Origin of the sequence: Pseudoxanthobacter soli DSM 19599, assembly GCF_900148505.1 — a bacterium.
In the GTDB taxonomy this organism is placed as follows: Bacteria; Pseudomonadota; Alphaproteobacteria; order Rhizobiales; family Segnochrobactraceae; genus Pseudoxanthobacter; species Pseudoxanthobacter soli.
Window position 1 is genome coordinate 120,105 of sequence record NZ_FRXO01000007.1, and the last position, 25,594, is coordinate 145,698.

Sequence of the window (25,594 nt, forward strand, 5' to 3'; positions counted from 1 at the left end):
CCATATTGGACAGGGCGCGGCATCGCCGCTCTGCTTCAAGCGATCAGGAACACATCATGACACATGTTTTCGGTGCGACGTCGACCACGGACGAGGTGCTCGCCGGCGTCGACCTTCGTGGCAAGCGCATCCTGGTGACGGGGACCTCGGCTGGCCTCGGTGTCGAGACGGCCAGGGTTCTGGTGGCGCACGGCGCGAATGTGGTCGGTGCGGCCCGCGACCTTGCCAAGGCGGAAAGGGCGACGGCGGGCGTGCGCGAGGCCGCCCGGACGAACGACACCACATTCGATCTGGTCGAGCTCGATCTCGCCTCCCTCGCCAGCGTGCGCGCCTGCGCGGACCGGCTGGTCGAGGACGCCCGACCGTTCGACATCGTCATCGCCAATGCCGGCGTCATGGCGCCGCCGTTCGGCCGGACCGCCGACGGATTCGAAACCCAGTTCGGCACCAACCACCTCGGTCACTTCGTGCTGGTGAACCGGATCGCCGGGCTTCTCGGCGAGGGCGGGCGGCTCGTGAACCTGTCGTCCGCAGGGCACCGTTTCGCCGATGTCGACCTCGACGATCCGAACTTCGAGCGCACCGCCTACGACCCGTGGGTCGCCTACGGCCGCTCCAAGACGGCCAATGCGCTGTTCGCGGTGGCGTTCGACCTCAGGCACCGCGCCCGCGGCGTCCGGGCCACGGCGGTGCATCCGGGCGGCATCCGCACCGAACTCAGCCGTTACATGACCGCGGCCGACGAGGAGGCGCTGATCGGGTCCATCAACGCGGCCCACGCCGCGGCGGGCCTGCCGCCGTTCGTGTTCAAGACGATCCCGCAGGGTGCCGCGACCTCGGTGTGGGCAGCGGCGGTGGCCGATGCCGACGCGATCGGCGGGCGCTATTGCGAGGATTGCCACGTTGCCGAGGTGCAGGACGGCGAGGGCATCCGCGGCGGTGTGCGCCCCTATGCCATCGATGCGGACCGCGCCGAGGCGCTTTGGCGCAAGAGCGAGGAACTCGTCGGCGAGCGGTTCTGACCCGCGTTCCGCGGCGGCGGCCCGGGCCGATATCGCCCCGGGCCGTCGGGTTCTTCGCGGGTCCTCAGAATCCGAGGGCGCAGCCGTCCTTGCGGATGTCGGAGCCGGCGACCAGGCAGCCGCGCTCCGCGTCCGCGAGGATGAGCTGGCCGCCGCCGAGCGGCTCGACGGCACGCACGACCGCATGGCCACGGTCGGTTAGGTCTTCCAGCACCGCATCCGGATAGCCGGCTTCCATCTCCAGCGTGCCGTTGAACGCGAACGAGCGCGGGGCGTCCAAGGCCGCCTGCGGATCGAGCCCGCGGTCGAACAGGCCCGAGAGAAGGCCGGCATGACCGGCGGCCTGGTACTGCCCGCCCATGACGCCGAACACGCCGCAGGCGGTGCCGTCCTTGCGCAGCAGGCCGGGAATGATGGTGTGCATCGGCCGCTTGCGCGGGCCGATGGCGTTCGGATGGCCCTCGATCAGGCGGAACGAGTTGCCGCGGCTGTGCAGCATCACCCCCGTCGCCGGGTCGATGCGGGTCGAGCCGAACGAGTGGAAGATCGAGTTGATGAACGAGATCATGTTGCCGTCGCGGTCGACGACGCAGAGATAGACGGTGTCCTTGTGCTCCGGCTCGTCCCACATCACCGGCGGACGCGCGCGCTTCGGGTCGATGTGCGCGGCAAGCCGGCGGGCGGTTTCGGGCGCGAGCAGGTCCTGGACCGCGACCGTCATCGCCGCCGGATCGGCGAGGAGGGCGTTGCGGTTGTGGTAGACGAGCTTGGTCGCCTCGGCGTGGATGTGGACGCGGTCGGCGAGCGGAACGTCCGGCCCAAGATCGAACGCGCTGAGGATGCCCATCAGCATCAGCGCGGCGAGGCCCTGACCGTTCGGCGGACATTCCTCCACGGTGTAGCCGCGATAGTCCGCCGAGATCGGCGTCGTGAAGAAGGCCGCGTCACGGCCCTCGGCGAAGTCTTCCTCGGTGTGCAGGCCGCCGAGGCCTTTCAGATAGGTCACCAGCGAGGCTGCGGTCGCGCCCTCGTAGAAGGCGGCCGCGCCGTTTGCGGCGATCTCGCGCAGGCGCTGGCCGAGCAGCGGCTGGGCATGGCGGTCGCCGGCCCGCGGCGCCCTGCCGCCCGGCAGGAAGAAGGCCGCCGCGCCCGGATCCTGCGCCAGCACCGCCGCGTCGTCCGCCCAGTCGAAGGCGACGCGCGGCGTCACCGGGTAGCCGTTCTCGGCATAGTCGATGGCGCGCGCGAACAGCCGGTCGAGCGGCAGGGTGCCGTACGCGCCGTGAAGCTTCGTCCAGGCCGAAACCGCGCCGGGCACCGTGATGGCGTGGGGGCTGGTGCGCGGGATCTCGCCGTCGAGCCCGAGGGCCTTCAGTTTGGCGACGCTCGCCGCGGCCGGCGCCCGGCCGCTGCCGTTGAGCGCGACGGTCGGCTTGCCCTTCGGCGCGTAGAGCACGAAGCAGTCGCCGCCGATGCCGGTCATGTGCGGCTCGACCACGCACTGGGTCGCGACCGCCGCGATGGCGGCATCGACCGCGTTGCCGCCCGCGCTCAGGATCTCGAGCCCCGCGGCCGTCGCGAGCGGGTGGGAGGTTGCGATCATCGCATCCCGCGCCAGCACGGGAGGACGGGCGGGCCCGAAGAAATCGGTTCGCTGGCACGATATCACGGGTGCGGCTCCTCGGAAGGGATGATGGGGGCGAAGCCGTAGAGCATCGCGGGATTGTCGACCATGATCTTTCGCACAACCGTCGCCTCGCCGCACCAGGAGGCGAACAGGTCGACGAGCAGCGCGTCGTCCGGCGGGTTGCCGGGCTTGGAGGGGTGGGGCCAGTTCGTCGCGAACAGGCAGCGTTCGGGTGCGTGGGCGATCAGCGTGCGCGCGAGAAGCGCCACGTCGTCGTAGCCGGGCGGAGCGCTGCGCGAGGTCTCGTAGACCCCGGAGGTCTTCACCCAGGTGCGGCCGTTGTCGAGAAGACGGCGCAGCGCCACGAACCCGGGATGCTCGATGCCGACGGGTTCGAGGAACTTGCCGTTGTGGTCGATCACGAGCCGGCCCGGCAGGCTGGCGAGCCGGTCGGCCTGTTCGTGAAGCTGGCGGCCGTCCATCTGCAACTGCACATGCCAACCGAACGCCGCCGTCTTCGCCGCGAGCGTCTCCAGCGCGTCCCAGCCGAGCACGCCGCCGCCGATCATGAAGAAGCGGATGCCGCGGATGCCGAGGCCGGTGAGCCGGGCAAGCTCGGCCTCCGACACGTCCGGCGGCACCACGGCGACGCCGCGGGCATCGCCGAGAGCCGCCATGGCGTCGAGCGTCGCGCGGTTGTCGAAGCCGTAGACCGAGGGCTGCACCACCACCGCGCGGCTGAGCCCGAGGATGTCGCGTGTCCGCGCATAGCGTGCCACGTCGCCGCCTGCAACCGGCGGGAACGGCGATTGCGGCGCCGGCGGATAGATATCCTCCGGCCCGTAGGCGTGCATATGGCAATCGCAGGCGCCGGCCGGGAGCGGGAATGCCGGAGCGCGCGAGGGGATGAGCGCGCTCACCGGGCGCCCCACCCGGCCACGCGGTGCGGATTGACGGCGTGGATCGGCAGGCGGCCGGCGAGCACGGCCTTCACCTGCTCCACCGTCTCCAGCGCCTGGTGCGCCGACGGCTCCGGCATCAGGGCGGCGCTGTGGGGCGTCGCCACCACGTTCGGCAGCCGCGCCAGCCTGAGCGACGGCTGCTCGTCGGTGCCGTCGCCGACATCGAGGCCGGCACCCGCGATGATGCGCGACGTCAAGGCCGCTTCGAGATCGTCCTCGTCGACGAGGATGCCGCGGGAAATATTGATGAAATAGGCGTCCTTGCGCATCTTCCCGAAGGCGGAGGCGTTCATCATCCGGTTGGTCTCCGGCGTCGCGTAGGCGGCGCAGACCACGAAGTCGGGCTGCGACAACACCTCGTCGAGGCCGACCGGCACCACGGCGCCGTGATCGATCCGCGCATAGGGATCGTAGACCGAGACCTTCATCCGAAACGCCAGCGCGAGATCGACGATGCGCCGGCCGATGGAGCCGTAGCCGATCACGCCGACATGGGCACCGGCAAGCTGCCTGCCGAACACCATCGGGTGCGTCGCCTCGCCGGCATGGTAGCGCTCCGCGTCGCGGGTGATGCCGCGGGCGAGATCGAGCATCAGCGCGATCGCGTGCTCGCCGACGGAATCGGCATAGCCGGAGCTACAGCGGCAGACGAGGATGTTGGCGTCGGACGCCGCATCGACGTCGATGTTGCGGATGTCGACGGCGCAGCGGGTGAACAGCTTCACCCCTTCGAGCCGTTCCATCACCATGCGCGGCCCGGCGGCGAGGCGGTCGGAGATCACGACCTCGCAGCCGCGCGCGGCGTCCACCAGTGCGTCGCCCCGCAGCGGCGTATCGCTGTCGTTCATGACGAGCTCGATCCCCGGCATCGCCCGCAGCGCCTCCACGGCGGCCGGGGCATAGAAATGCTTCAGGAGATCGCGGTTGTGGGTCAGGAGAACGCGCATCACTCGTGGATCCTGTCGACGGTTTCGGGCGGCAGCCGCGCCATCACCCAGCGGTTCATCGCGAGCACCATGTCGTCGCGCCAGGAGAGCGGGCCGGGCCGGGCGAGCGCGGAGGAAAGCCCGCGCTGCTGCTTTTCGAGGATGCCGACGTCCTCCAGCGCCACGGCTTCCCATCGCTTGTAGTAGGGCGCGGCGCGGACGTCGAAATCGGGATACTCGGTGCAGGGCCGCGGGAAGCAGCCGCCGACCGACAGCACAGAGCGGTCGACGGAAACGGGGCGCACCGCCAGCCACCAGATGCAGTCCTGGGCGCAGGCGAACTGCGTTGTCGGCTCAACAAGCGTGAAATAGGTGCCCTTTCGGGCCTGCTCGTCGAGGCCCTCGATGGGCGGGAACGGCGGTTCCTCGCCGAGCACCGCGATCGACCGGGACGACTGCACCTGGATGCTCAGCCATTCCCCGGCGGTCGGAAAGCTGACCGAGCGCTGCGCGCCCACCGTCGCGGCATGGACGATGCCGGTGTGGTAGGTCTCCATGGCGTTTTCGAGCAGGAGCTTCCAGTTGCAGGCGACCTCGATCTCGATGCCCCAGGTCTTCACCATGTCGCCGAAGCGGTGGCTGCCGAGAAGGTCGGGCAGGTTGCCGAGATGGGACGCCAGATCCGGCGCGCCGTCGTCGTAGTTGAGGAAGATCGCGCCTTCCCAGGTCTCCAGCCGGATCGGGATCAGCCCGTTGGGCGGCTTCTCGAACTTCGGCACCTCGCGCATCCCCGGAGCGCCCGCCAGCGCGCCGTCGAGCCGGTAGTTCCAGGCGTGATAGGGGCAGATGATGTTCTTCGCGTTGCCGCAGCCCTCCAGCAGGATCGAGGCGCGGTGGCGGCAGACATTGGCGAACGCGCGCAGGATGCCGTCCTCGCCGCGCACCAGCAGCACCGGGCCGCCGACGCTCTCGATCGCCCGGTAGTCGCCCGGCTTCGCGATCTCGTCGACCCGGCCGGCGAAGAACCAGGTCTTGAGGTGGATGTGCTCCACCTCGGCCTTGAAGATCTCCGGATCGGTGTAGAAGCGGGGCGGCGCGCTGCGGGCGTCGCCCAGCGGCGGCTCGGACCAGACATAGGGCTGCGGCATCAGCGTCACTTGGGCGCTCATGGCTGTTGGCCTCCGTTCAGGCGGTGCTCGGCGCGGCCGAGCTGGACGAGGTGCAGGGCGATGACCGCGACATGGCCGGCCAGCATCGCCGCCATGCCGGCAACGTCGTGGGGCGGGCTCAAGGTATTGATGTCGACACCGACGAAATCGAGGCCGACAAGCCCGTGCAGCAGGTCGAACGCCTCCGCCACCGGCGGTCCGCCCCAGGTCGGGGTCGCCACGCCCGGCGCAGCCGAGGGATCGAAATAGTCCATGTCGAACGACAGGTGCACCGGCCGGTTGCCGATGGTTTCGCGCACTTCGGCGGCGATCGCGGCGGCGCCGCGGCGGCGCACGTCTTCGCCGGTGATGAGGCGGAAGCCGAGCGAGCGGGTGTGGTCGTAGGCGCCCGCCACCGGCATGGTGCCGCGCGCGCCGATGTGGAACGAGCGCGCGGTGTCGATGAGGCCCTCCCGCGCGGCGCGGGTGAAGGTGGTGCCCGTGTTCACGTCCTCGCCCGGATAGGCGTCGGTGTGGGCATCGATGTGGATCAGCGCCAGTTCGGGATAGCGCCGTGCGAGCGCCCGCAGGACCGGGAGCGTCACCGTGCCGTCGCCGCCGACGCAGAGAGGCACGGCGTCGGCGGCGACGACGTCGTGCACCGCCGCTTCCATCGCGGCGAGCGAGGGCTCGATGTCGGACGCCGTAACGTCGACGTCGCCGAGATCGACCACGCCGTCATTGGCGCGGGGATCGACGTCGGCGAGCGGCGGATAGAACGGCCGCACCTCGGAGGAGGCGGCACGGAACGCCGCCGGGCCCTGCCGCGAGCCGATGCGGGTCGGGTGGGTGCCGCAATCGAACGGCATCCCCATCACGGCGATCTGGCCGGCCTTCGCATGGGTCGCCTGCGGCACCTCGAGGAAGGTGCCGAGGCGCATCCTGGGACGCGCCGGGCCGTTGCCGGTATCGTTCATGCCTCGATTCCCATGTAGAACGCCTTCACGCGCTCGGGGTCGATCCGCGAGCCAACGTCCTCGTGCACGATGCGGCCGAGCCGCATGACGTAGACGTGGTCCGACAGGCGGATCGCCTCGACCGCGTTCTGTTCGACGAGCAGCACCGTGGTGCCGCGGTTGCGGATTTCCTGGATGGAATCGAGCACGACGTCGATCATCTGCGGGGCGAGGCCCATGGTGGGCTCGTCCATCACCAGGAGCGAGGGGCGGGACATCAGCCCGCGGGCGATGGCGAGCATCTGCTGCTCGCCACCGGAAAGGGTGCCGGCAAGCTGGCGCATGCGCTTGCCGAGGATCGGGAACAGCTCCGTCAGGGCCTCGATGTCGCGCTCGATGTCCGCCTTGTCGTCGCGGATGTAGCCGCCGAGCAGGAGGTTCTCGCGCACGCTCATGCCGGCGAACACCCGCCGCCGCTCCGGCACATGGGCAATGCCGCGCCCGACGCGCAGTTCCGCCGCGAGGCCGGTGATGTCCTCTCCCGCAAAGCGGATCGATCCGCCCGCGAGCGGCAGCAGCCCGGAAAGCGCGGCGAGCGTCGTGGTCTTGCCCGCGCCGTTGCTGCCGACGAGGCTGACGATGCGGCCGGGCTCGATCTTGATGTCGACGCCGTCGACTGCTGCGATGCGCCCGTAGGTCACCCGCAGGCCCGTGATCTCCAGCAGCGGTTCGACCTCGCGGGCGCCCTCGAAGCGCGGCATCTCCACGGCGCTCATGTCCGCGCCCTCCCCAGATAGGCGGCCTGGACGGCGGGGTCCGAGAGCACGGCCTCCGGGTCGCCGTCGGCGAGGCGCTTGCCGTAGTTCAGCACGGTGAGACGGTCGCACAGGCTGCGCACGATCTGCATGTCGTGCTCGATCAGAAGCACCGTGATCCCCTTGCCGCGCACCACGCGAACGAGGTCCGCGATCTCGGTCTTCTCGAGCGCGTTCATGCCGGCGAGCGGCTCGTCGAGCAGCAGCACCTTCGGATCCGACATGAGCGCGCGGGCGATCTCCACCCGGCGCTGATGGCCATAGGAAAGCGTGGTCGCGACCCGGTCGGCCGCATCGCTGCCGAGGCCGACGAAATCGAGCAGTCCGTAGGCGCGCTCCACCATCGCCTGTTCCGCCGCGCGTGCGGAGCGCAGGCCGAGCACGAGGGCGAGCGGAGAGGCGCGGAACTTGCGGTGGGCGCCGACCAGCACGCTTTCCAGCACCGTCATCGAGCCGAACAGGCGGAGGTTCTGGAACGTGCGGGCGAGCCCGCTCGCCGCGATGCCATTGACGCCCCTGCCCGCGATGTCCTCGCCGTCGAGCATGAGGCGACCGGCCGCCGGGCGCACGAAGCCGGTCAGCACGTTGAGGAGCGTGGTCTTGCCGGCGCCGTTCGGGCCGATCAACCCATGGATCGCACCGCGTTCCACGGCGAGGTCGAAACCCGAGATCGCCTCCAGGCCGCCGAACCGGACGGTGATGGCTTCCGCCGAGAGGATGGCCGTCATCGCGCCGTCCTCCGGTCCGCACCGGCCATCAGGAGGCGCACCCGGGCGCCGGCGGCGAGCCCCTGCGGACGGAACAGCATCAGCGCGATCAGGATGACGCCAAGCAGGGCGAAGCGCGTTTCCGGGTAGGCCTGCACGAAGGGGATGTCGATCGCGACCTGCAGGAAGACGATCCAGATCACGGCGCCGACCATCGGGCCGATGAAGGTGCCGAGCCCGCCGAGCACGATCAGCATCAGGATGATGATGTTCTCGAACAGGGAGAAGTTCAGCGGGCTGATATATTGCTGATAGTGCGCATAGAACACGCCGACGAAGCCGCCGATGAAGCCGCTCGCCGCATAGGCATAGAGCTTGTAGCGCGCGGTCGGCACGCCCATGGCCTCCGCCGCCTCCTCGTCCTCGCGGATCGCCACCCAGGCGCGGCCGACATAGGAACGCACCAGCTTGGCGATGGCGAACAGCACGATGGCCGCGAGCACGACGGCCACGAAGAACTGCGCGCGGGCCGAGCCGAGCGGGTAGCCGAACAGGTTCGGGCTCGGGATGCCGCGGATGCCCATCGGCCCGCGGGTGAGGCCGACCCAGTTGATGGCGACGATGCGCACGATCTCGCCGAAACCGAGCGTCATGATGGCGAGATAGTCGCCCCTGAGCCGCAGCGTCGGCGTGCCGAGCACGACCGCGAGCAGCGCCGCGAGCAGCCCGCCGACCGGCAGGTTGAGATAGAGCAGCCACCAGACCTCCTGCGGCTCGATGCCGAAGGTACCGCGCAGCACCAGCACGAACAGGATGGAGGTGAGGTAGGAGCCGACCGCCCAGAAGGCGACGAAGCCGAGATCGAGGAGGCCGGCGAAGCCGACGATCACGTTGAGGCCGCTCGCGAGCATGCCGTAGATCACCACGACGGTGAGAATGCGCAGCCAGTAATCGGACGGCAGCAGCGCCCCGACCGCCACGGCGACGACCAGCGCGCCGACGGCCACGGGGGCCCCGGCATGGCCGAGGCGGCCAAGCGCGCCGTCGACCTTCTCGAACATCGCGCGCACCCAGAGCGGGCCGAGCGCTCCGGCGCCGCCGAGCAGGCTGCCGCGCCCGGCCGAGTTGAGTTCGGGGCGCCCGAGCAGACCCTGCGGCCTGACATAGAGCAGCAGAACCAAGAGCACGAAGCTGATGGCGTCCTTGTAGGCCGAGCCGTTCGGCAGGTAGCCGGCGCCGAGCGCTTCGACGAGGCCGAGCACGACACCGCCGAGGGCGGCGCCGGGAATGCTGCCAATGCCGCCGAGCACGGCGGCCGTCAGCGCCTTGAGGCCAGGCAGGAAGCCCATGGTGGCGTGGGCGAAGCCGTAGCTCTGAGCATAGAGCAGGCCGGCGAGCGCGGCGAACCCGGAGCCGATGGCGAAGGCCGCCCCGACCACGCGGTTGACGGGCACGCCCACGAGCCGCGCCGCGGTCTGGTCCTCCGCGCTCGCCCGCATCGCGCGGCCGAGACGGGTGCAGGAGACGAACAGCGTCAGTCCGATCATGGCGACGACGGCCGTCGCCATCACGACGAGGTCCATCACGCTCAGGTAGATTTCGTCGAACAGCACGATGGGCGGAAAGTCCGACAGTCCGAAAGTCGGGAACGGCAGTTCCTCCGCCCCCCATATTGTCTGGGCCAGGCTCTGCAGCACCACCGACACGGCGATGGACGTGATGAGCGGGGCCAGGCGGGGGGCATTGCGGAGCGGACGGTAGGCGATGCGGTCGACGACCACGCCGAGGAGCGCGGTGACGAGGATCGCGCCGAGCGCGGCGACCGGGAACGGCAGCGCCGGCATCGGCACCGTGACGCCGACGAGCTTCACCTCATCCTGCATCAGCGACACGGTGACGAAAGCGCCCACCATGAACAGTTCGCCGAAAGCGAAGTTCACGAGCCGCACCACGCCGTAGACGAGCGTGAACGCGACCGCCGTGAGGGCATAGATCGCGCCGAGGACGAGCCCGTTCGCCAGCAACTGACCGAAATAATCCATTCTCGACGCCGGTTCGGAGCGGCCGCCTCGCGGGGGGAAGACCGGTTCCGGCGGAGCGGCGCGCCGGAACCGGGGAGCGGCGTCAGGGCTGCTTCGGCGCGAGTTTGAACTTGCCGTTCTCGACCGTCAGGAAATAGAGCGTTCCGGTGCGGTCGCCGCTCGCCGCGAAGGTCGTCGGCCCGGTCACGCCCGGCACGTCCTTGATCTCGCCGAACGCCTTGTTGAGGCTCTCCCGCGTCACCGGGCCGCTTTTGGCCGCGAGATCGACGGCGGCGCCGAGGGTCATGCCGGCATCGTAGCCGAGGGCGGCCCAGGCGCTCGGATCCTCATGATAGGCCGCGCGATAGGCGGTGAGGAAGGCCTCGGTGGCGGGCGTGGCGACCGATGGATCGAACATGCCGTAGACGATCATGCCTTCGACCGCCGGACCGCCGAGCTTCATCAGCTCCACGTTGAGCGCGCCGTCGGTGCTGAGGATCTGCGCCTTGATGCCGAGGGCGCGGGCCTGCTGGGCGATCTTGGCGGCCTCGGTATAGAAGCCGCCGATGAAGATCGCATCCGGCTTGGCGGCGCGCACCTTGGTGAGCAGCGTGCGGAATTCCTTGGTGCCGAGCAGGTAGGATTCGTTGCCGAGGATCTTGGCTCCGTCCTTCTCGGCGGCGGCGATGAAGGCGTCGGCGACGCCGATGCCGTAATCGTCCTGCTGCTCGAGCACGTAGATGTTGCTGAGCCCCAGCGTCTTGGCGGCATAGCTGCCCATCATGCTGCCCTGCACGGCATCGGTCAGCACGTTGCGGCGGAAATAGGGGCTGGCGTTGGAAAGCTGCGGGCTGGTGACGGCCGATGCCAGCACCGGCAGCTTGCAGTCGTTGAACACCGGCACCGCCGCGAGCGCGATGGACGAGAACGAATAGCCCATCACCACGTCTACGGCGGCATCGGAGCAGAACCGCTGGGCGATCAGCACGCCTTCCCGCGCCTCGCCGCGATCGTCGACCGCGTCGATCTTGTAGGTGGCTCCGCCCTTCTTGTTGAGCGCGTCGACAGCGAGGTCGAGGCCCTTGCGCATGTTGAGCCCGAACGCGGCGAAGTCGCCGGACAGGGCGGCGGTGAAGCCGATGGTGATGTCCTCCGCGCAATAGGCGCTGGCGGGAGCGAGCATGAGGCCGATCCCGAAGGCGGCCGCGGCAAGGCGTTTCTTCATTTCAGATCCCCTCGGAAGGGCCGCGCGCTCTGCGCCGGCGGGAAGAACATGACCGTTTGCCGGTCTATCGTTTCGGAAGGTGTCTCCAGCCGTCCGGCATGCCGCCGGCCGACCTGGCAGGCGTTGGGTCAGCGGATCTCCACCGTGACCCAGGTCTCGAAGCAATAGTCGTCGGCGAGCGACATCACGCCGATCGCTGCGCGCGGGCCGACGCCGATCTCCGGCCCGAACACCTCCTCGAACAGGTCCGTCAGGCCGCTCGCGACCTTGTGCGGCTCGGTGAAGGCGGGATCGCAGGCGATGAAGTTGAGCGAGCGGACGAGGCCGGTGACGCGGTCGAGATCGCCGACCGCATCGATGATGCAGCTGAGGCAGTTGAGGCCGGTCAGGCGGGCGGCCTGATAGCCTTCTTCGACCGTCAGGTCGCGGCCGAGCCGCCCGGGATAGAGCACCTTGCCGTCCGCGATGCCGGCCGTCTGGCCGGACAGGAACAACAGCCGGTCGCTCAGGTAATGCGGCTTCATCTTGCCGTAGATCTTGCCGTAATAGTCGTCGCCGCCGCCGGCCGACGGCAGCTTCAATCCAAGGTCCGCAACGCGCTTGCTGGCCGACATGTCCTGCTCCCACCCGGCTGAAAGCGCCGGATTTCGGGGAATGGTCGTCCCGGCGGCGCAAGGCGTCAAATCCGAACAAGCGGGAAAGCCATAACCCTGCGTTATAGAGATGGCATTTTGAACGGTGTCAAAAGCCAGCCGGATGCCGGAAAAGCCCGCACGCCGCCGCGCTGCCTTTTCTTTGTGCGTTTGCGCGGCGTCCGTGCCGCTCGCGTTAGCGCGCGTCGGCGACATCCCGGGCGATTGCACGGCGGAAGCGGTCCATGAAATCGACGGCAATGCGGGCCGGCGGCCGGATGCTCGGCCGGAACATGCCGAAGCGGTAGGGGATCGTTGGCGCGAACGGCACCGCGACGAGGCCCGCGGCGGCGAAGTGGCGGGCGGTCGAGGGGTCGACCAACGTCAGCGCCCCGGTCTCCTGCACCAGCATGCAGGCCGAACCGAAGAACTCCACCTCCGCCACCACGTTCCACGGCACGTTGGCGTTGAAGAACGCCTCGGCGGCGGCGATGTGGGTGATGTGCTCGGGAAACAGCGTCACGAACGGCAGCGAGCCGATCTTCTGCGGACCGACGCAGCGCTCGCCCGCGAGCGGATGGTCCGGCCGCATCACGCACATGCACGGCACCTCGAACAGCTCGAGCGAGGCGACCTGGATGTCGATCGGCAGCTCCGAGAAGCCGACATCGAACGCGCCGACCGCGCCGAGATCGCGCACCGCATAGGACGAGCGGGTGATGAAGCGCGCCGTCGCGCCGCGGTTCGCCCGCAGCACCTCGGCGAGCACCGGCGGCAGCACGTAGGTCGCAAGCCCTGGTGGACTTGCGATCAGCAGCGTCGCCGAGGAGAGATCCTTGAGATTGCGCGAGACCGAGAGCGTCTGCTCCATCGCGTCGAGGGTGCGGTTGACGGAGATCAGGAAGGTCGCGGCCTCCGGCGTCGGCTCCAGCCGCCCGTGGGCGCGGTGGAACAGCTGGAGCCCGATCTCGTCCTCGAGGCGCGCGATCAGCTTGCTGATGGCGGGCTGCGACTTCTTCAGCACGGCGGCAGCTGCACTCATGGAGCCGTTCTCGTAGACGGCGCGGAAGGCTTCGAGGTGGCGGGTATCCATGGCGTCCTTCCGGCGCCGCGCGGCGCGGCGTGCCGCCGGCACGCGCCGACGGTGCCGGGGAGCCTACCCAATGCCGCCTTCGGCCGGAAGCGGAGAGGACGAACTCCGTCCCGGCGGGTCGCCGGCACCGAGGTGACCGGCACCTTGCCGTGGCCGGCTGCCGGCAAGCTCCGGCGCGGTGTCATCCCGCGAGCGCTGGCCGCGTCACCACCTGCGCGGGTGCCTCGCCGGCCGCCGTCCGCGCGAGCGCGACGAGAAGCGCCTGATCGCGGCGGGCATCGGTTGCCGGGTTGCGATTGGGGCCGCCCTCGACGACCGCCCGCCAGAACCCTTCGAGCTCGCGAACGAACGCCTCCTCGTAGCCGGAACGGATCTCCGTCGCCTCCACTTGGCTGCCGGCATTGCGCCGCACGACGAGCCGCGTCGGATGGTGATTGAGATAGGGCGCGGGGAACACCAGCTCCACGATCTCGTCGTCGAAATAGAGGCTGATGCGTTCGGAATAGTCGCCGACGCCCGGCACCTCCACGTGGGTCATGGTCCAGAGCGCGGCGCCACCCCGAAGCGCAACCGCGCCCTGCCCACCGGCGCCGCCGGCGAACAGCGCGGCGCCGCGGACATCGCCGGTCTCCAGCTCCATCGCGTCGAGCAGGCCATGCACGGCGTTGACGTCGTGCACCAGCGCCGAGCTGTAGGCGGAGGCGAAGCCGCGGAACACCGTGTCGTCCGGCACGAAGCCCAGCGCCGCCTCGATCTGCTCGCGCCGGCGGCGGGCGGTGGCCGCGATCAGCGCCTCCGGAACGTCGCTGCCGGCGACGAGCGGGTGATGGCCGACGAACGGACCGGCATCCGGGTCATGCACCTCGACCGACAGATAGCGCAGCCGCTCCCCCCGTCCGCGCACGAGATCGAGCGCCGTCACGTAGCTCGGGTCGAAGCGCTTCATGTAGCCGACCTGGAGCACGGCGCCGGACTTTTCCTGCGCCTCGATCAGCCCGTCGATCTCGGCGACGCCGTAGCACAGCGGCTTCTCGCAGAAGACGTGGATGCCGGCGGCGAGCGCAGATGCCGCAAGCGTCCCGTGCCATGGGTCCGGGGCGGCGATCACCAGGGCATCGAGGCCGAGACCGATCAGATCGGCTGCGTCCGGCACCGTGGCGACGCCGAACCGGGCCGCGAGCGCCTCGCGGACCGTCGCGGAGGGGTCGCTCACGCCGACGAGCGCGAACCTGTCCTTCAGCGCCAGCAGGTTGGGGATGTGCTCGACCTGCGCGATCAAGCCGCCGCCGGCGACGCCGACCTTCAAACGAGTCATCTCAGGGGTTCCGGGTGTGCGGGCCGGCACGCGAGGGCCGGCGTTGCAAAGAAGGGCCGCCGCATCGGGCGGCCCTGCGGGCATCGGGGCGGATGAGGGCTGCGGTCAGTGAGCCGCGGCGCCCGGTGGCGCGGCGGCGGGTATCCGCGCGAGCTCCGCCTGCAGGTGCTGCAGGTCGCGGCGGCCCGCCATCAGTTCCAGCACCTCGGTCTCGGTGATCTCTGCCTTGCGGAAGGTGCCGTGCACGCGGCCGCGGTTGAGCAGCGTGAACACGTCGCCGATGGGATAGGCGTGATGGATGTTGTGGGTGATGAACACCACGCCGATCCCCCTTGAGCGCGCCTGCGCGATGTAGCGCAGCACGATCGAGGCCTGATGGACGCCGAGCGCCGAGGTCGGCTCGTCGAGGATCAGCACCCGCGCACCGTGATAGACGGCGCGGGCGATCGCCACGCACTGCCGCTCGCCGCCGGAAAGCGTTCCGACCGCCTGCTCCGGGTCGCGCACGTTGATGCCCATGCGGTTGAGTTCGTCATGGACGATCTCGTTTGCCTTCTTCATGTCGAGCCGCCGCGTGATGAAGCGGCCGCGGGTCGGCTCGCGACCGAGGAAGAAGTTCCGCGTGATCGACATCAGCGGGATCATCGCCAGATCCTGGAAGACGGTGGCGATGCCCTTGTCGAGCGCCTGGCGCGGGTTGTCGAACACCGTCGGCACGCCGTCGACGCGCATCTCGCCTGAAGTCGGCTGGTGGACGCCGGCGAGCATCTTGATGAGCGTCGACTTGCCGGCGCCGTTGTCGCCGAGCAGGCAGTGCACCTCGCCGGGTCGGACGGCGATGGAGATGTCCTGCAGCGCGACGACGATGCCGAACGCCTTGCCGACATGATCGAGTTCGAGGATCGGCGCCGTCTGCGAAATGTCGCCCGTCATCACCGGCCCTCCGTCGCCTTGCGGCGCACATAGTTGTTGAAGAGCACCGCGATCAGCACCATCAGGCCGAGGAAGACCATGAACCAGTCGCTGTCGATGCCGGTATAGAAGATGCCCATCTCCACCGTGCCGAACACCAGCGAGCCGAACATCGCGCCGATGGCGGAACCGTAGCCGCCGGAGAGCAGGTTGCCGCCGATGACCGCCGCGATCACCGCCTCGAACTCCTTCTGAGTCCCGCGCAGGGTGTCGGCGGAGCCCGCCTCCAGCACCTGGATGGTAGCGAACAGCGCCGCCGAGCAGGCTGTGGCGATGAACAGCAGGATCTTCACCCGCGCCACCGGCACGCCGACATTGCGCGCCGCCTGGAGGTCGCCGCCGACGGCGAAGATCCAGTTGCCGAACCGCGTGCGCACCAGCACCCAGGTCGCCAGCGCCGTGATGGCGAGCCACCACGCCACCGACATCGGCAGGCCCTGGACGATGGGAACCCCGTCCGGCCGCAGCGGAATGATGCCAATGTTGCCGAGCCACTGGAACAGGCCGGTGGCGAACTTGCCGCCGAACAGCCAGATCACGAACGGCTCGTCCGCGCCCTTGGTGATGTAGGGGATCTGGGTGCGGCCGGTCAGCGTGCGGGTGACGGCCAGCGAGAGGCCGCGCAGGACGAAGTAGCCGGCGAGCGTGACGATGAACGACGGCAGGTTGGTGCGCATCACCAGAATGCCGTTCGCCGTTCCGACCAGGACCGCCGCAGCGAAGGCCGCGAGAATGCCGACCCAGAGCGGCAGGCCGAATTCGGTGACGCAGAGGCCGATGACGATGCCGGAAAAGCCGATCATCGAACCGAGCGACAGGTCGAACTCGCCGCCGATCATCAGGAGCGCGACCGCGGCGGCGAGGATGCCGAGCTGGGCCGACACCTGGAGGAAGTTGGTGATGCCGAGCACGCTGAACAGGCCGCTCCCGCCGGCCGTCAGCCCGAAGGCGGCAAACACGAAGATGGTCGCGCCGAGCGCCCCGAGTTCAGGCCGCCGGAGCGCGCGGCTGACGAGCCGCCGCATCCGGCTGGGCTGCATCTGAGGGCTGTGCGGCTCTGCCGGTACCGCTGTTCCCATGGTCATTCCCGTTGTTCTCCCCTCCCCGAAGCGCGGAACCCGACGAAGCCCGTCCGCAGGAGGCCCGCTCCAGATTATGTGCTTGAAGCCCGGTCGGTTCTCCGCCCGGATCCCTCCCGATCCGGGCGACCCTGCCTTTGGCTGGAACCGGGGCAGGAACCGGCGGCCGCCCGTCGCGACCGCCGCCGTCTCAGCGGATGCCTTCCTCGCTCAGCGACTTCACGGCGCCGGCTTCTGCCTTGGTGATGATGGAGGGGCCGGTGCGCACGGCTTCGGTCGGCAGGGTCTTGTACATGGCCTTGCCGGCAAGCAGCACGACCGGCAGGTAGCCCATCAGGTACTGCTGGCTGTCGATGGTGAAGAGCATCTTGCCGCTGGAAATGGCGTCGAGCACTTCCGGCGAGATGTCGTAGGCGCCGATCTTGAGCTTGCCGCCGAGGCCGCGTTCGTCGAGCATCTGCAGGATCGGACCGGCCAGCGTGGTGCCCAGCATCATCATGCCGTCGACGTTCGGGTGCGAGGCCATATAGCCCTCGATGCGGCGGGTGGCGTCGGTCGGATCGAGCGTCACGGCGATGACGTCGGTCTTGCCGCCGCTCTTGGCGAGGCCGTCCGAAAGGCCCTGGCAGCGCTGGTCCTGGCTGACGTTGCCGACCTCGTGGTTGACGCAGACCGCTTCCTTGACGCCTGCCTCGCCGAGGATCTCGCCGGACTTCAGGCCGTTCTGGTATTCCGAGCCGCCCCCGACGAAGAGGTCGAGGCCCCATGGCTTCACCTGGTCCTCGCCGCTGTCGATGACGACGACCGGGATGCCCGCGGCCTTGGCCGCCTTGATGGGGGCTTCGAGGGCCGTGGCGTCGGGGATGGAGACCACGAGCCCGTCCGGGCTGGAGGCGGTCGCGGCCTCGATCATCTGTCCCATCTTCACGACGTCGAAGCTGGCCGGGGCCTGATAGTCGACCTTGACGCCAAGAGCGTCGGAGGCGGCCTTCATGCCGTTCTTCACGACAGTCCAGTAGTTGTCGTTCGCCTGTCCGTGGGTGACGAAGACGATCCGCACGTCCTGCGGCTTCTTTACCTGGGCCGCCGCCGGGGCGACCGCGGCGAGCGAAGCGGTGGCCGCCAGCGCGGCCGCGACCAGGGCGCCGCGGACGGCGCCTTCGAGCATCCTCTTCATCGTTGTGTCCCTCTGTTCGTTCTTTGCCTGCGGTATCGTGCCGGCTTTCCGCTCCGACCGCAGGGACGGAGCGGGGCCGGTTTCCTCAGGATGGCGCCGCGTACCTCGCGGTATCGGTGGACTGGCCGCGGCCGGCGAGATCGGCCAGCGTGCAGCGGAAGGGGGCGACGCTCCTGAACCACGCGGCGCTCTCCCCGCCGCGCAGGAACGCGAACTCCTCGGTGCGGATCGCCGCCGTCGCGGGCTCGATCGCCTCGATCTCGCCGGGGGCGTTGGCATGGAGCGCCATGAAGGTGACGCCCGGACCGATGGCCGCGAACAGCGCGCCGTAGCGCTCGGCGGGCGTGGTGTCCCGATGCCAGGGCGTCTCCAGCACCCGGTCGGCCGGAATGCCGCCGGCCGCGGCGAAGCCCTCGGCCATCTCGCGGTAGAACGCCGGATCGACGCCGGCGAGATTGTGGACCGGGCCGTAGGCGTCGAGCGATCCCGGCACCATGACCGGCACGCCGTATTCGGCCGCGAGCGCGAGATAGATCGCGGCGAATTCGGGGGCCAGCGCCGCGGCCTGATGGGCATCGAAATGGGTGGGCTTCAGGCCCGCGGCGAGGAACGCCTCGATCTGCGCCCGCATCTCCGCCTCCACCGCTTCCGGCGCGGCATGGCGGCGAACCTCTGCAACGCTGCCCCAAAGATAGCCGTCACCATCGACGAGGCCGGAGGCGCGGCCGGGCGCGGTCAGCGGCCGCCAGCGGTAGTGCCGCTTCTCGGCGGTGATGGTGAGGTGGACGCCGAGGGCGAGCGCGGCGTTGGACCGACCTTCCTCGGCGATCTCCAGGAACCAGGGGCACGGCACCATCACCGAGCCGGAATCGCAGCGTCCAAGCCGGGCGAGTTCCAGGAACGCCGCATTGGCGCCGTGGCACATGCCGAGATCGTCGATGTTGACGACGATCCGCGGCTCGGGGGGTGTTGCCGTCGCGGTCGCCATCGCCGCCTCCTCAGGGCTCGACCGTGAAGCCCGCCTCTTCGGCTGCGGCCTTGAGGTTGCGATAGCCGAGCGTGGCGTAGGTCAGCGGATGGGCCTTGGCCGGGTCCTGTTCGGCCTCGACCACCAGCCAGCCCCGGTAGCCGTTGTCGGCGAGGCGGCGCAGCAGCGCCGGATAGTCGATGGAGCCGTCGCCCGGAACGGTGAAGATGCCCTCCAGCACCGCGCCCATGAAGCTCATGTCCTCGGCGCGCGCCCGCGCCAGCATGTCCGGCCGCACGTCCTTGCAGTGGACATGCACGACGCGGGCGACATGCCGCGCGAGAAGCGCCGCCGGATCGCCGCCGGAGAAGGCGCAGTGGCCGGTGTCGTAGAGCAGGCCGACGGCCTCGCCGGTGTGGGTCATGAGGGCGTCGATCTCGGCGTCGGTCTCGACGATGGTGCCCATGTGGTGATGGAACGCCATGCCGACGCCGAAGTCCGCCATGCGCTCGGCGAGCGCCGTCAGCTTGGCACCGTAGGCAGCCCATTGGTCGGCGGGAAGCTGCGGCCGGTCGGAGATCGGGCGGAAGATGCCGTCGTGGCGGCCGAGCGACGTGTCCGCATAGACCACCCGCTCGGCACCCAGCGCCTTCAGCAGCGAAAGATGCGGCAGCACCGCCTCGAATTCCGCCTCCACCTCGCGCTCGGCGATGCGGCCGTCGTACCAGCCGGAAACGAGGTCCAGCCCGTAGCGGCCGAGAACGGCCGCGAGCGCCTCCGGTTCGCGGGGAAACTTGCCGCCGAGTTCCGCGCCGCTGAAGCCGGCTTCCCGCGTCTGCGACAGGCAGACCTCGAGCGGGGTGTCGCCGCCGAGCGACGGCACGTCGTCGTTCGACCAGGTGATGGGGTTGATGCCGATTCTGACGCTCATGTCCGACGCTCGCGTGCTGTCCGAAAACGCTTTCTTGCGCCTCATCCTAGGCCGATCCGTCTCCCTCGCGAGTGCCAGTTTCGATGAGTTTGATGGTGCCAGTTGACGACCGGGCGGGCTCCCCTCACCATCGGCGCCGCCTGGAAGCCGTCCCGGCGGACGGCAGCGGCACAGTGGGCGAGATCGTGCCGGAGAGCTTTCCCCTCGAAGCCCTGATGCTCGACCGCGCGGCCGCGACCCCGCTGCACCGGCAGCTCTATGCCGCGCTCAGGAGCCTGATCGAGCAGGGGGTGCTCGTCGCCGGCTCCGCCCTGCCCTCCACCCGCACGCTCGCAGCCGATCTCGCAATCGCGCGCAACACCGTCACCGCGGCCTACGACCAGCTCGGCACGGAGGGCTACGTGGCGACCCGTGTCGGCGCCCGGCCGGTGGTGGTGGATCTGCCGATCTCGGCGCTTTCTCCGGCGGAAACCGGCGCGCCGCCGCCTCCCGCCCGGGCGCTGTCCCGCCGCGGCGCGCTGATGATGTCGCAGCCGGCCCATCACGGCACGCCGGGACAGCACGCGCTCCACCCCGGGATGCCGGATGCGGCGAGCTTTCCGTTCGCGACCTGGGGCAAGCTGATCGCCCGCCGCGCCCGCTTCGCGCGGACCTCGCTGTTCGGCACCTACCACGTCACCGGTCACCCCGACCTGCGGCAGGCCATCGCCGCCTACCTCAAGACCGCGCGCGGCGTGCGCTGCACCCCGGAGCAGATCGTGGTGACGACGGGCGCCCAGGCCGCGCTCGACCTTCTGGCGCGGCTTCTCGTCGATCCCGGGGAGGACGTCTGGATGGAGGAGCCCGGCTATTACGGCGCACAGGCCGCGTTCACCGCCGCCGGGGCGCGGCTCGTGCCGCTCGGCGTCGATGCCGATGGCTGGCAGCTCGATCTGCCGCGCCGGGCCGACGTTCGTCTCGCCTACGTCACGCCCTCCTGCCACCACCCGCTCGGCGCCACCATGCGGATGGAGCAGCGCCTGCGGCTTCTGGAGATCGCGGAGGCGCGGGAAGCGTGGATCGTGGAGGACGATTTCGACGGCGAATACCGCTTCCAGGGCCAGCCGATCCCGGCGATGCAGGGCCTCGACCGCTCGGGGCGGGTGATCTATGTCGGCACCTTCGCCAAGATCCTGTTTCCTGCGCTCAGGCTGGGCTTCATGGTGCTGCCCCCGGCACTTCACGAGGGAATCGCGCGCGCGATCAGCATCACCGGCCAGTTCGCGCCGCTGATTCTGCAGGCTGCGCTCGCGGACTTCATCGCCGAGGGCCACATGGCGCGCCACCTGCGGCGGATGCGGCGCATCTATGCGGCGCGCCGGCAGGAATTCCGCCTCGCCTGTGCCGCCGAGCTCGCCGACTGGATGACGCTGATGGCGGGCGACAGCGGCATCCAGATGGTCGGCCTCCTTGCCGAGGGGCTGGAGGACCGCGCGGTCGCCGCGGCCGCGCAGGCGCGCGGCGTCAACGTCTCGCCGCTGTCGATCCAGTACCGCCACGGCACCCCGCGGCAGGGCCTTCTGCTCGGCTATGCCGGCGCCGACGAGGCCGCCATGTGCCGGGGCATCGCCGTGCTGCGCGACGTTTTCCGCGCCCTTTCCCCCGGCCGGGGCGGCGGCGGGCTCAGCCGCGCACGCGCATGACGGTGCTGCGGCCGGGGGCGGTTTCGATGCGCAGGTAGCCGGCGAACTGCCGGTCGACGTCCGGGTCGCCGGTGTCGACGAACAGGCCCTGCGGCCCGATGGTGGCGAGCTTGGAGGGCGGGGCGACGGCCGTGACGTTGGAGGGACCGATCCGGGCGAGCACCTGCGCGCTTATTGGCTGGTTACCGCGCCCGAATAGACACCCATTGCCCCCTATGATGCCCACATGGATGCGCGCATGAGCGCGCATTGCACCCATCCCCGCGCGCGCGTCGAGATGGGCGAGGATGTCGGCCTCGCCGACATCGGCGGCGACGAGGGTGCCGTCGCGGACGAGATCGACGCCGAGGAGCGTCCCCTCGATCCCCATGGCGGCGAGCAGGCCCTGCATGGTGGAGCCCGGCCCGACGATGTGGAGCACGTCCGGCTGCATCGCCCGCGCCAGCACCCGGCAGAGCGCCGCGGTCTCGGCGTCCTCGCTCACCGGCATCGCCGCCTTGACCGGCTGGATCGCGCCATCGAGGGGCACCCGGCCGTAGCCGAACAGCCGGGTCGCCGGCCGGCCCCGGCGCAGGCTGTCCTCGTCGATGTCGAGGATCTCGGCCTCCCGCGTCCGCCCGGCCGCCGGATCGCCGGACAGGAGCCGCGCGGCGAGTTGTCCGGCATGGACCGGGGAGACCGCGAACACGCCGGAATACATCTTCACCCCCGCCGGGATGCCGACGAGGGGCACCCGCGTGCCCACGATTGCGGCGATATCGCGGGCGGTACCGTCGCCGCCAGCGAACAGGATGAGGTCGACGCCCTCGTCGAGGAAACGGGCAACGGCGGCACGGGTCTCCGCGGCCCCGGTGACGCCGGGCGTAGGCGTGAACACGGTCGTGGCGTCGAGGCCGGCGGCGCGGCAGGCATCAGCGCCCATCGCGCCGGCTGCGGTGACGACGGTCGCGGAGGTGCCGGCGAGCATCTTCAGCGCCGCCGCGGCTCGGCCGCCGGCGCCGGGGCGGGCACCGCGCGCCAGCGCCTCCTGCACGATGCCGGGTCCGTCGGAGCCCTTGAGCCCCACGGCGCCGCCGAGACCGGCGAGCGGGTTGACCACCACGCCCACGCGTCGCGGCGGGGCGTCTGCGGGCTCAATCATGACCGTACACCTGTTCGGCGCGCGAGGGTGGAGCACCGGCCGATCATCGTTGTTCCAAATCGATTATCCAAACCGCTGCGTCCGGAAAGGTCGGTCGAGAGAAGCGGTTTGTGCGGTATGATAACTTTTGTTCGTTATGCGAACAATCCATTGACGCGCTTCGCCAAGGCCGGCAAAGTTCGCTCACCCCGGCCGGCCCCACAGCGTGCGAGGCGTCATGACCTTTCCCCATCCGTTCATGGGCAACTCGGTGCCCGCCATCAAGCAGGCGATGCTCGAGCGCATCGGCGCCGAGACCGTCGAGGAGCTGTTCGAGCAGATTCCGGCCGACCACCGCATGGCGCGGCCGCTTTCGCTGCCGCCGGCGATGCCCTCGGAGGTGGAGCTCAGCCGACACCTGCGCCAGATCCTGCGCAAGAACGCCGACTGCGAGGCGAACCTCAGCTTTCTCGGCGGCGGATGCTGGCAGCACCACGTTCCGGCGATCTGCGACGAGATCGCCCGCCGCAGCGAGTTCCTGACGCCGGTCTGGGGCACCACGGCCTCGGACCACGGCCGAAATCAGGCCTGGTTCGAATTCACCAGCCAGCTCGGCGAACTCGTCGACATGGAGATCGTGAGCCTGCCGGTCTACAGCTGGGGCTGTGCCGCCGGCCACGCCATCCGCATGGCCGCGCGCCTCACCGGCCGCCGCGAGGTGCTGGTGCCGCGCATCCTCTGCCCGGAGCGGCGCTCCGTGATCGACAATTATTGCGAGCCGGCGGCCATGCCGAACCACATCGCGGTGGTCGAGGTTGGCTACGACCCGGCGACCGGCCGCATCGACCTCGCCGATCTCAAGGCGAAGATCTCGGACAGGACGGCCGCGGTCTATCTGGAGACCCCGAACTATCTCGGGACGATCGAAGCCGACGCCGCGACCATTGCCGAAATCGCCCATGCGGCCGGTGCCGAGTTCATCGTCGGGGTCGACCCGATTTCGCTCGGCATTCTCGCGCCGCCGTCGGCCTACGGCGCCGACATCGTGGTCGGCACCACCCAGCCGCTCGGCATCCACATGAACTGCGGCGGCGGCACCGGCGGCTTCATCGCCAGCCGCGACGAGGAGCGCTACGCGCGCGAATATCCCGCCCTGCTGGTTTCCATCGCCGAGACCATCGTGCCGGGCGAACACGGCTTCGGCCTCGCGCTGATGCACCAGTCCTCCTACGGCTCGCGCGAGAACGGCAAGGACTGGACCGGCAACTCGGTCTATCTCTGGGCGATCGCCAACGCGGCCTATATGAGCCTGATGGGCCCCGAGGGCTTCCGCGAGGTCGGCGACCTGATCATCGCGCAGGCCCACCATGCCGCCGGGCGGATCGCCTCGGTGCCCGGCGTCGCGGTGCGCTTCCCCGCCGGCTTCTTCAAGGAATTCGTCGTCGATTTCAGCGGCACCGGAAAGACGGTCGCCGAGATCAACCGGGCGCTCGCCGGACGCGGCATCTTCGGCGGCCACGACCTTTCCCCCATCCTGCCCGAACTCGGCCAGGCGGCGCTCTATGCCGTGACCGAGATCCACGCCGCAGCCGACATCGACCGCCTCGTGCAGGCCCTTTCGGAGATCGCCGCGCAATGACCGGAACCGCCCCCAAGCTTCCGCGCTATCACGCCGCCGTCTGGGACGAGCCGGTGGTGATGGAAATGGGCCATCCCGGCCGCCGTGGCGTGGTGTTCCCGAAGCCCGCCGCCGGGGCCGCTTCCGAGGCTGCTTCCGGTGCCGCTTCCGACGGGCTGGTGCCGGCCGGGATGCGCCGCGCCGTGCCGCCGGCGCTGCCGGAAATGTCGGAGCCCGACGTGCTGCGGCACTATCTGCACCTGTCGCAGGAAACGCTGGGCATGATGGGCATCAGCCTGTTCGGCACCTGCACCATGAAATACAACGCCCGCCTCAACGAGGCGCTGGCGGCGCGGCCGGAACTCGCCGAGGTGCATCCGCTCCAGCCGGAAGAGACGCTGCAGGGCGTTCTCGAAATCATCCACGGGCTCGACCTGATCCTGCGCGAGCTTTCCGGCATGGACCAGTTCGTGTTCCAGGCGGCGGGCGGGGCCGATGCGGCCTATACCCACGCCTGCGTGACGCGGGCCTGGCTCGCCGCGCGCGGCGAACTCGGCCAGCGCGACGAGATCATCACCTCGATCCAGGCCCATCCCTGCAATCCGGCCACCGCCGCGACCGCCGGGTTCAAGATCATCACCCTGCCGCTGGAGGAGAACGGCTACCCCTCCGTGGAGGCGCTGAAGGCGGCGATCTCGCCGCGGACCGCCGCGCTGATGATCAACAATCCCGACGACATGGGCCTCTACAATCCCCACATCAAGGAATGGGTCCGCCTCGTCCACGAAGCCGGCGGCCTGTGCTTCTACGACCACGCCAACTTCAACGGCGTGATGGGGCGCATCCGCGCCCGCGAACTCGGCTTCGACGCCTGCATGTACATGCTGCACAAGACCTTCGGCGCCCCGAAGGGCGGCGGCGGGCCGGCGGTGGGCGCCTACGGATGCAGCGCGGAGCTGGCGTCGTTCCTGCCGAAGCCGGTGGTGACGTTCGACGGCGACCGCTACCACCTCGATTTCGACCGGGCCGAGAGCGTCGGCAAGGTGCGCGAGTTCCTCGGCAACGTGCCGGTGGTGATGAAGGCCTATGCCTGGGCGCGCTCGCTCGGCGCCGAGGGCATCCGCGAGGCGGCGGATTTGTCCGTGCTCGGCAACAACTACATGGAGCACGAGATCCTGAAGATCCCCGGGGTGACGCGCTCCCACCCGGACATCGACCTGTGGCGTATGGAGATGACGCGCTTCAGCCTCGGCAAGCTGTTCGAGGACACCGGCATCAGCGCGGTCGACGTGCAGAACCGCATGGTGGATTACGGCATCGACGCCTTCTGGCTGTCCCACGAGCCGTGGATCGTGCCGCAGCCGTTCACGCCGGAGGCCGGCGAGATGTGGTCGAAGGAGGACCTCGACACCTGGATCGCGGTGCTGGCCGCCATCGTCGCGGAAGCCTATTCCGATCCCGACACCATCCGCAGCGCCCCCCACAACCAGGCCGTCCACCAGATCAAGGCCGGCCCGCTGGAAGACCCCGCGCACTGGGCCATGACCTGGAAGGCCTACCGGCGCAAGCACGGCACGGCAAAGGCGGTCGCCTGAACGA

At 69.7% G+C, this 25,594-nt stretch carries 22 protein-coding genes and 1 pseudogene; 4 read left to right on the plus strand and 19 right to left on the minus strand.

What is annotated here, in order from left to right:
- Positions 1-56: 56 nt before the first annotated feature.
- On the plus strand, positions 57-1,022 hold the full coding sequence (locus BUF17_RS16855; RefSeq protein ID WP_073630854.1) for an SDR family NAD(P)-dependent oxidoreductase: 966 nt from the start codon (positions 57-59) through the stop codon (positions 1,020-1,022).
- Between the two features lie 64 nt (positions 1,023-1,086).
- Here BUF17_RS16855 and BUF17_RS16860 read toward each other — a convergent pair whose 3' ends face one another.
- The 18 genes and pseudogenes from BUF17_RS16860 to iolE form a co-directional block, all read right to left on the minus strand.
- A complete protein-coding gene (locus tag BUF17_RS16860) occupies positions 1,087-2,625 on the minus strand; it encodes a gamma-glutamyltransferase family protein (protein ID WP_073630972.1) in 1,539 nt (512 codons plus the stop codon).
- A gap of 62 nt (positions 2,626-2,687) precedes the next feature.
- A complete protein-coding gene (locus BUF17_RS16865; RefSeq protein WP_175563723.1) occupies positions 2,688-3,503 on the minus strand; it encodes an amidohydrolase family protein in 816 nt (271 codons plus the stop codon).
- A gap of 62 nt (positions 3,504-3,565) precedes the next feature.
- A complete protein-coding gene (locus BUF17_RS16870; protein WP_073630856.1) occupies positions 3,566-4,558 on the minus strand; it encodes an NAD(P)-dependent oxidoreductase in 993 nt (330 codons plus the stop codon).
- On the minus strand, positions 4,558-5,706 hold the full coding sequence (locus BUF17_RS16875; protein WP_073630858.1) for an aromatic ring-hydroxylating oxygenase subunit alpha: 1,149 nt from the start codon (positions 5,704-5,706) through the stop codon (positions 4,558-4,560). The genes BUF17_RS16870 and BUF17_RS16875 overlap by 1 nt, the downstream gene beginning before the upstream one ends.
- On the minus strand, positions 5,703-6,662 hold the full coding sequence (locus BUF17_RS16880; protein ID WP_244530927.1) for an arginase family protein: 960 nt from the start codon (positions 6,660-6,662) through the stop codon (positions 5,703-5,705). Before BUF17_RS16880 ends, BUF17_RS16875 begins: the two co-directional genes overlap by 4 nt.
- On the minus strand, positions 6,659-7,417 hold the full coding sequence (locus tag BUF17_RS16885) for an ABC transporter ATP-binding protein (RefSeq protein ID WP_244530928.1): 759 nt from the start codon (positions 7,415-7,417) through the stop codon (positions 6,659-6,661). The genes BUF17_RS16880 and BUF17_RS16885 overlap by 4 nt, the downstream gene beginning before the upstream one ends.
- On the minus strand, positions 7,414-7,635 hold the full coding sequence (locus BUF17_RS23515; protein ID WP_428977661.1) for an ABC transporter ATP-binding protein C-terminal domain-containing protein: 222 nt from the start codon (positions 7,633-7,635) through the stop codon (positions 7,414-7,416). The genes BUF17_RS16885 and BUF17_RS23515 overlap by 4 nt, the downstream gene beginning before the upstream one ends.
- Before the next feature lie 5 nt (positions 7,636-7,640).
- A pseudogene (locus BUF17_RS16890) lies at positions 7,641-8,184 on the minus strand (ABC transporter ATP-binding protein); the annotation flags it as partial.
- On the minus strand, positions 8,181-10,205 hold the full coding sequence (locus tag BUF17_RS16895; RefSeq protein ID WP_073630862.1) for an ABC transporter permease: 2,025 nt from the start codon (positions 10,203-10,205) through the stop codon (positions 8,181-8,183). The pseudogene BUF17_RS16890 and the gene BUF17_RS16895, both read right to left, overlap by 4 nt.
- Positions 10,206-10,287: 82 nt before the next feature.
- Complete coding sequence (locus BUF17_RS16900) at positions 10,288-11,409, minus strand: ABC transporter substrate-binding protein (protein WP_073630864.1); 1,122 nt, start codon at positions 11,407-11,409, stop codon at positions 10,288-10,290.
- A 128-nt stretch (positions 11,410-11,537) separates the two neighbouring features.
- On the minus strand, positions 11,538-12,023 hold the full coding sequence (locus tag BUF17_RS16905) for a RidA family protein (RefSeq protein WP_073630866.1): 486 nt from the start codon (positions 12,021-12,023) through the stop codon (positions 11,538-11,540).
- A 214-nt stretch (positions 12,024-12,237) separates the two neighbouring features.
- A complete protein-coding gene (locus BUF17_RS16910) occupies positions 12,238-13,134 on the minus strand; it encodes a LysR family transcriptional regulator (protein ID WP_073630868.1) in 897 nt (298 codons plus the stop codon).
- Positions 13,135-13,315: 181 nt separating this feature from the next.
- Entirely contained in the window at positions 13,316-14,449 is a 1,134-nt protein-coding gene (locus BUF17_RS16915) for a Gfo/Idh/MocA family protein (RefSeq protein ID WP_073630870.1), read from the minus strand.
- A gap of 105 nt (positions 14,450-14,554) precedes the next feature.
- Positions 14,555-15,382, minus strand: a complete 828-nt coding sequence (locus tag BUF17_RS16920) for an ATP-binding cassette domain-containing protein (protein ID WP_073630872.1) — start codon at positions 15,380-15,382, stop codon at positions 14,555-14,557.
- The gene (locus tag BUF17_RS16925; RefSeq protein WP_175563727.1) at positions 15,382-16,500 is read right to left on the minus strand and encodes an ABC transporter permease; all 1,119 of its coding nucleotides are present in this window, start codon (positions 16,498-16,500) and stop codon (positions 15,382-15,384) included. The genes BUF17_RS16920 and BUF17_RS16925 overlap by 1 nt, the downstream gene beginning before the upstream one ends.
- 190 nt (positions 16,501-16,690) lie before the next feature.
- Positions 16,691-17,677: a rhizopine catabolism ABC transporter substrate-binding protein gene (locus BUF17_RS16930; protein WP_073630876.1), complete on the minus strand. Its 987-nt coding sequence runs from the start codon at positions 17,675-17,677 to the stop codon at positions 16,691-16,693.
- 85 nt (positions 17,678-17,762) lie between these two features.
- Positions 17,763-18,665, minus strand: a complete 903-nt coding sequence (locus BUF17_RS16935) for a ChbG/HpnK family deacetylase (RefSeq protein ID WP_073630878.1) — start codon at positions 18,663-18,665, stop codon at positions 17,763-17,765.
- A gap of 10 nt (positions 18,666-18,675) precedes the next feature.
- Entirely contained in the window at positions 18,676-19,575 is a 900-nt protein-coding gene (gene iolE / locus BUF17_RS16940; protein ID WP_073630981.1) for a myo-inosose-2 dehydratase, read from the minus strand.
- Between the two features lie 92 nt (positions 19,576-19,667).
- Between iolE and mocR the strand changes: the two genes are divergently transcribed.
- Positions 19,668-21,257, plus strand: a complete 1,590-nt coding sequence (gene mocR, locus BUF17_RS16945; protein WP_084564817.1) for a rhizopine catabolism transcriptional regulator MocR — start codon at positions 19,668-19,670, stop codon at positions 21,255-21,257.
- Here mocR and BUF17_RS16950 read toward each other — a convergent pair.
- A complete protein-coding gene (locus BUF17_RS16950) occupies positions 21,238-22,398 on the minus strand; it encodes an ATP-NAD kinase family protein (RefSeq protein WP_073630880.1) in 1,161 nt (386 codons plus the stop codon). The genes mocR and BUF17_RS16950 overlap by 20 nt on opposite strands.
- Positions 22,399-22,615: 217 nt before the next feature.
- On the opposite strand from BUF17_RS16950, the gene gcvPA reads away from it, so the two are divergent.
- Positions 22,616-24,016 (plus strand): aminomethyl-transferring glycine dehydrogenase subunit GcvPA, encoded by a 1,401-nt coding sequence (gene gcvPA / locus BUF17_RS16955; protein ID WP_073630882.1) that lies wholly within the window; start codon positions 22,616-22,618, stop codon positions 24,014-24,016.
- Positions 24,013-25,590: an aminomethyl-transferring glycine dehydrogenase subunit GcvPB gene (gene gcvPB / locus BUF17_RS16960; protein WP_073630884.1), complete on the plus strand. Its 1,578-nt coding sequence runs from the start codon at positions 24,013-24,015 to the stop codon at positions 25,588-25,590. The genes gcvPA and gcvPB overlap by 4 nt, the downstream gene beginning before the upstream one ends.
- The last annotated feature ends 4 nt before the right edge of the window (positions 25,591-25,594 follow it).

Bases quoted from the DNA above. Each gene is read 5' to 3' on its own strand.
- BUF17_RS16855 (WP_073630854.1), top strand. From the start codon at position 57: ATGACACATGTTTTCGGTGCGACGTCGACCACGGACGAGGTGCTCGCC.
- BUF17_RS16860 (WP_073630972.1), bottom strand. From the start codon at position 2,625: ATGATCGCAACCTCCCACCCGCTCGCGACGGCCGCGGGGCTCGAGATC.
- BUF17_RS16865 (WP_175563723.1), bottom strand. From the start codon at position 3,503: ATGCACGCCTACGGGCCGGAGGATATCTATCCGCCGGCGCCGCAATCG.
- BUF17_RS16870 (WP_073630856.1), bottom strand. From the start codon at position 4,558: ATGCGCGTTCTCCTGACCCACAACCGCGATCTCCTGAAGCATTTCTAT.
- BUF17_RS16875 (WP_073630858.1), bottom strand. From the start codon at position 5,706: ATGAGCGCCCAAGTGACGCTGATGCCGCAGCCCTATGTCTGGTCCGAG.
- BUF17_RS16880 (WP_244530927.1), bottom strand. From the start codon at position 6,662: ATGAACGATACCGGCAACGGCCCGGCGCGTCCCAGGATGCGCCTCGGC.
- BUF17_RS16885 (WP_244530928.1), bottom strand. From the start codon at position 7,417: ATGAGCGCCGTGGAGATGCCGCGCTTCGAGGGCGCCCGCGAGGTCGAA.
- BUF17_RS23515 (WP_428977661.1), bottom strand. From the start codon at position 7,635: ATGAACGCGCTCGAGAAGACCGAGATCGCGGACCTCGTTCGCGTGGTG.
- BUF17_RS16895 (WP_073630862.1), bottom strand. From the start codon at position 10,205: ATGGATTATTTCGGTCAGTTGCTGGCGAACGGGCTCGTCCTCGGCGCG.
- BUF17_RS16900 (WP_073630864.1), bottom strand. From the start codon at position 11,409: ATGAAGAAACGCCTTGCCGCGGCCGCCTTCGGGATCGGCCTCATGCTC.
- BUF17_RS16905 (WP_073630866.1), bottom strand. From the start codon at position 12,023: ATGTCGGCCAGCAAGCGCGTTGCGGACCTTGGATTGAAGCTGCCGTCG.
- BUF17_RS16910 (WP_073630868.1), bottom strand. From the start codon at position 13,134: ATGGATACCCGCCACCTCGAAGCCTTCCGCGCCGTCTACGAGAACGGC.
- BUF17_RS16915 (WP_073630870.1), bottom strand. From the start codon at position 14,449: ATGACTCGTTTGAAGGTCGGCGTCGCCGGCGGCGGCTTGATCGCGCAG.
- BUF17_RS16920 (WP_073630872.1), bottom strand. From the start codon at position 15,382: ATGACGGGCGACATTTCGCAGACGGCGCCGATCCTCGAACTCGATCAT.
- BUF17_RS16925 (WP_175563727.1), bottom strand. From the start codon at position 16,500: ATGGGAACAGCGGTACCGGCAGAGCCGCACAGCCCTCAGATGCAGCCC.
- BUF17_RS16930 (WP_073630876.1), bottom strand. From the start codon at position 17,677: ATGAAGAGGATGCTCGAAGGCGCCGTCCGCGGCGCCCTGGTCGCGGCC.
- BUF17_RS16935 (WP_073630878.1), bottom strand. From the start codon at position 18,665: ATGGCGACCGCGACGGCAACACCCCCCGAGCCGCGGATCGTCGTCAAC.
- iolE (WP_073630981.1), bottom strand. From the start codon at position 19,575: ATGAGCGTCAGAATCGGCATCAACCCCATCACCTGGTCGAACGACGAC.
- mocR (WP_084564817.1), top strand. From the start codon at position 19,668: ATGGTGCCAGTTGACGACCGGGCGGGCTCCCCTCACCATCGGCGCCGC.
- BUF17_RS16950 (WP_073630880.1), bottom strand. From the start codon at position 22,398: ATGATTGAGCCCGCAGACGCCCCGCCGCGACGCGTGGGCGTGGTGGTC.
- gcvPA (WP_073630882.1), top strand. From the start codon at position 22,616: ATGACCTTTCCCCATCCGTTCATGGGCAACTCGGTGCCCGCCATCAAG.
- gcvPB (WP_073630884.1), top strand. From the start codon at position 24,013: ATGACCGGAACCGCCCCCAAGCTTCCGCGCTATCACGCCGCCGTCTGG.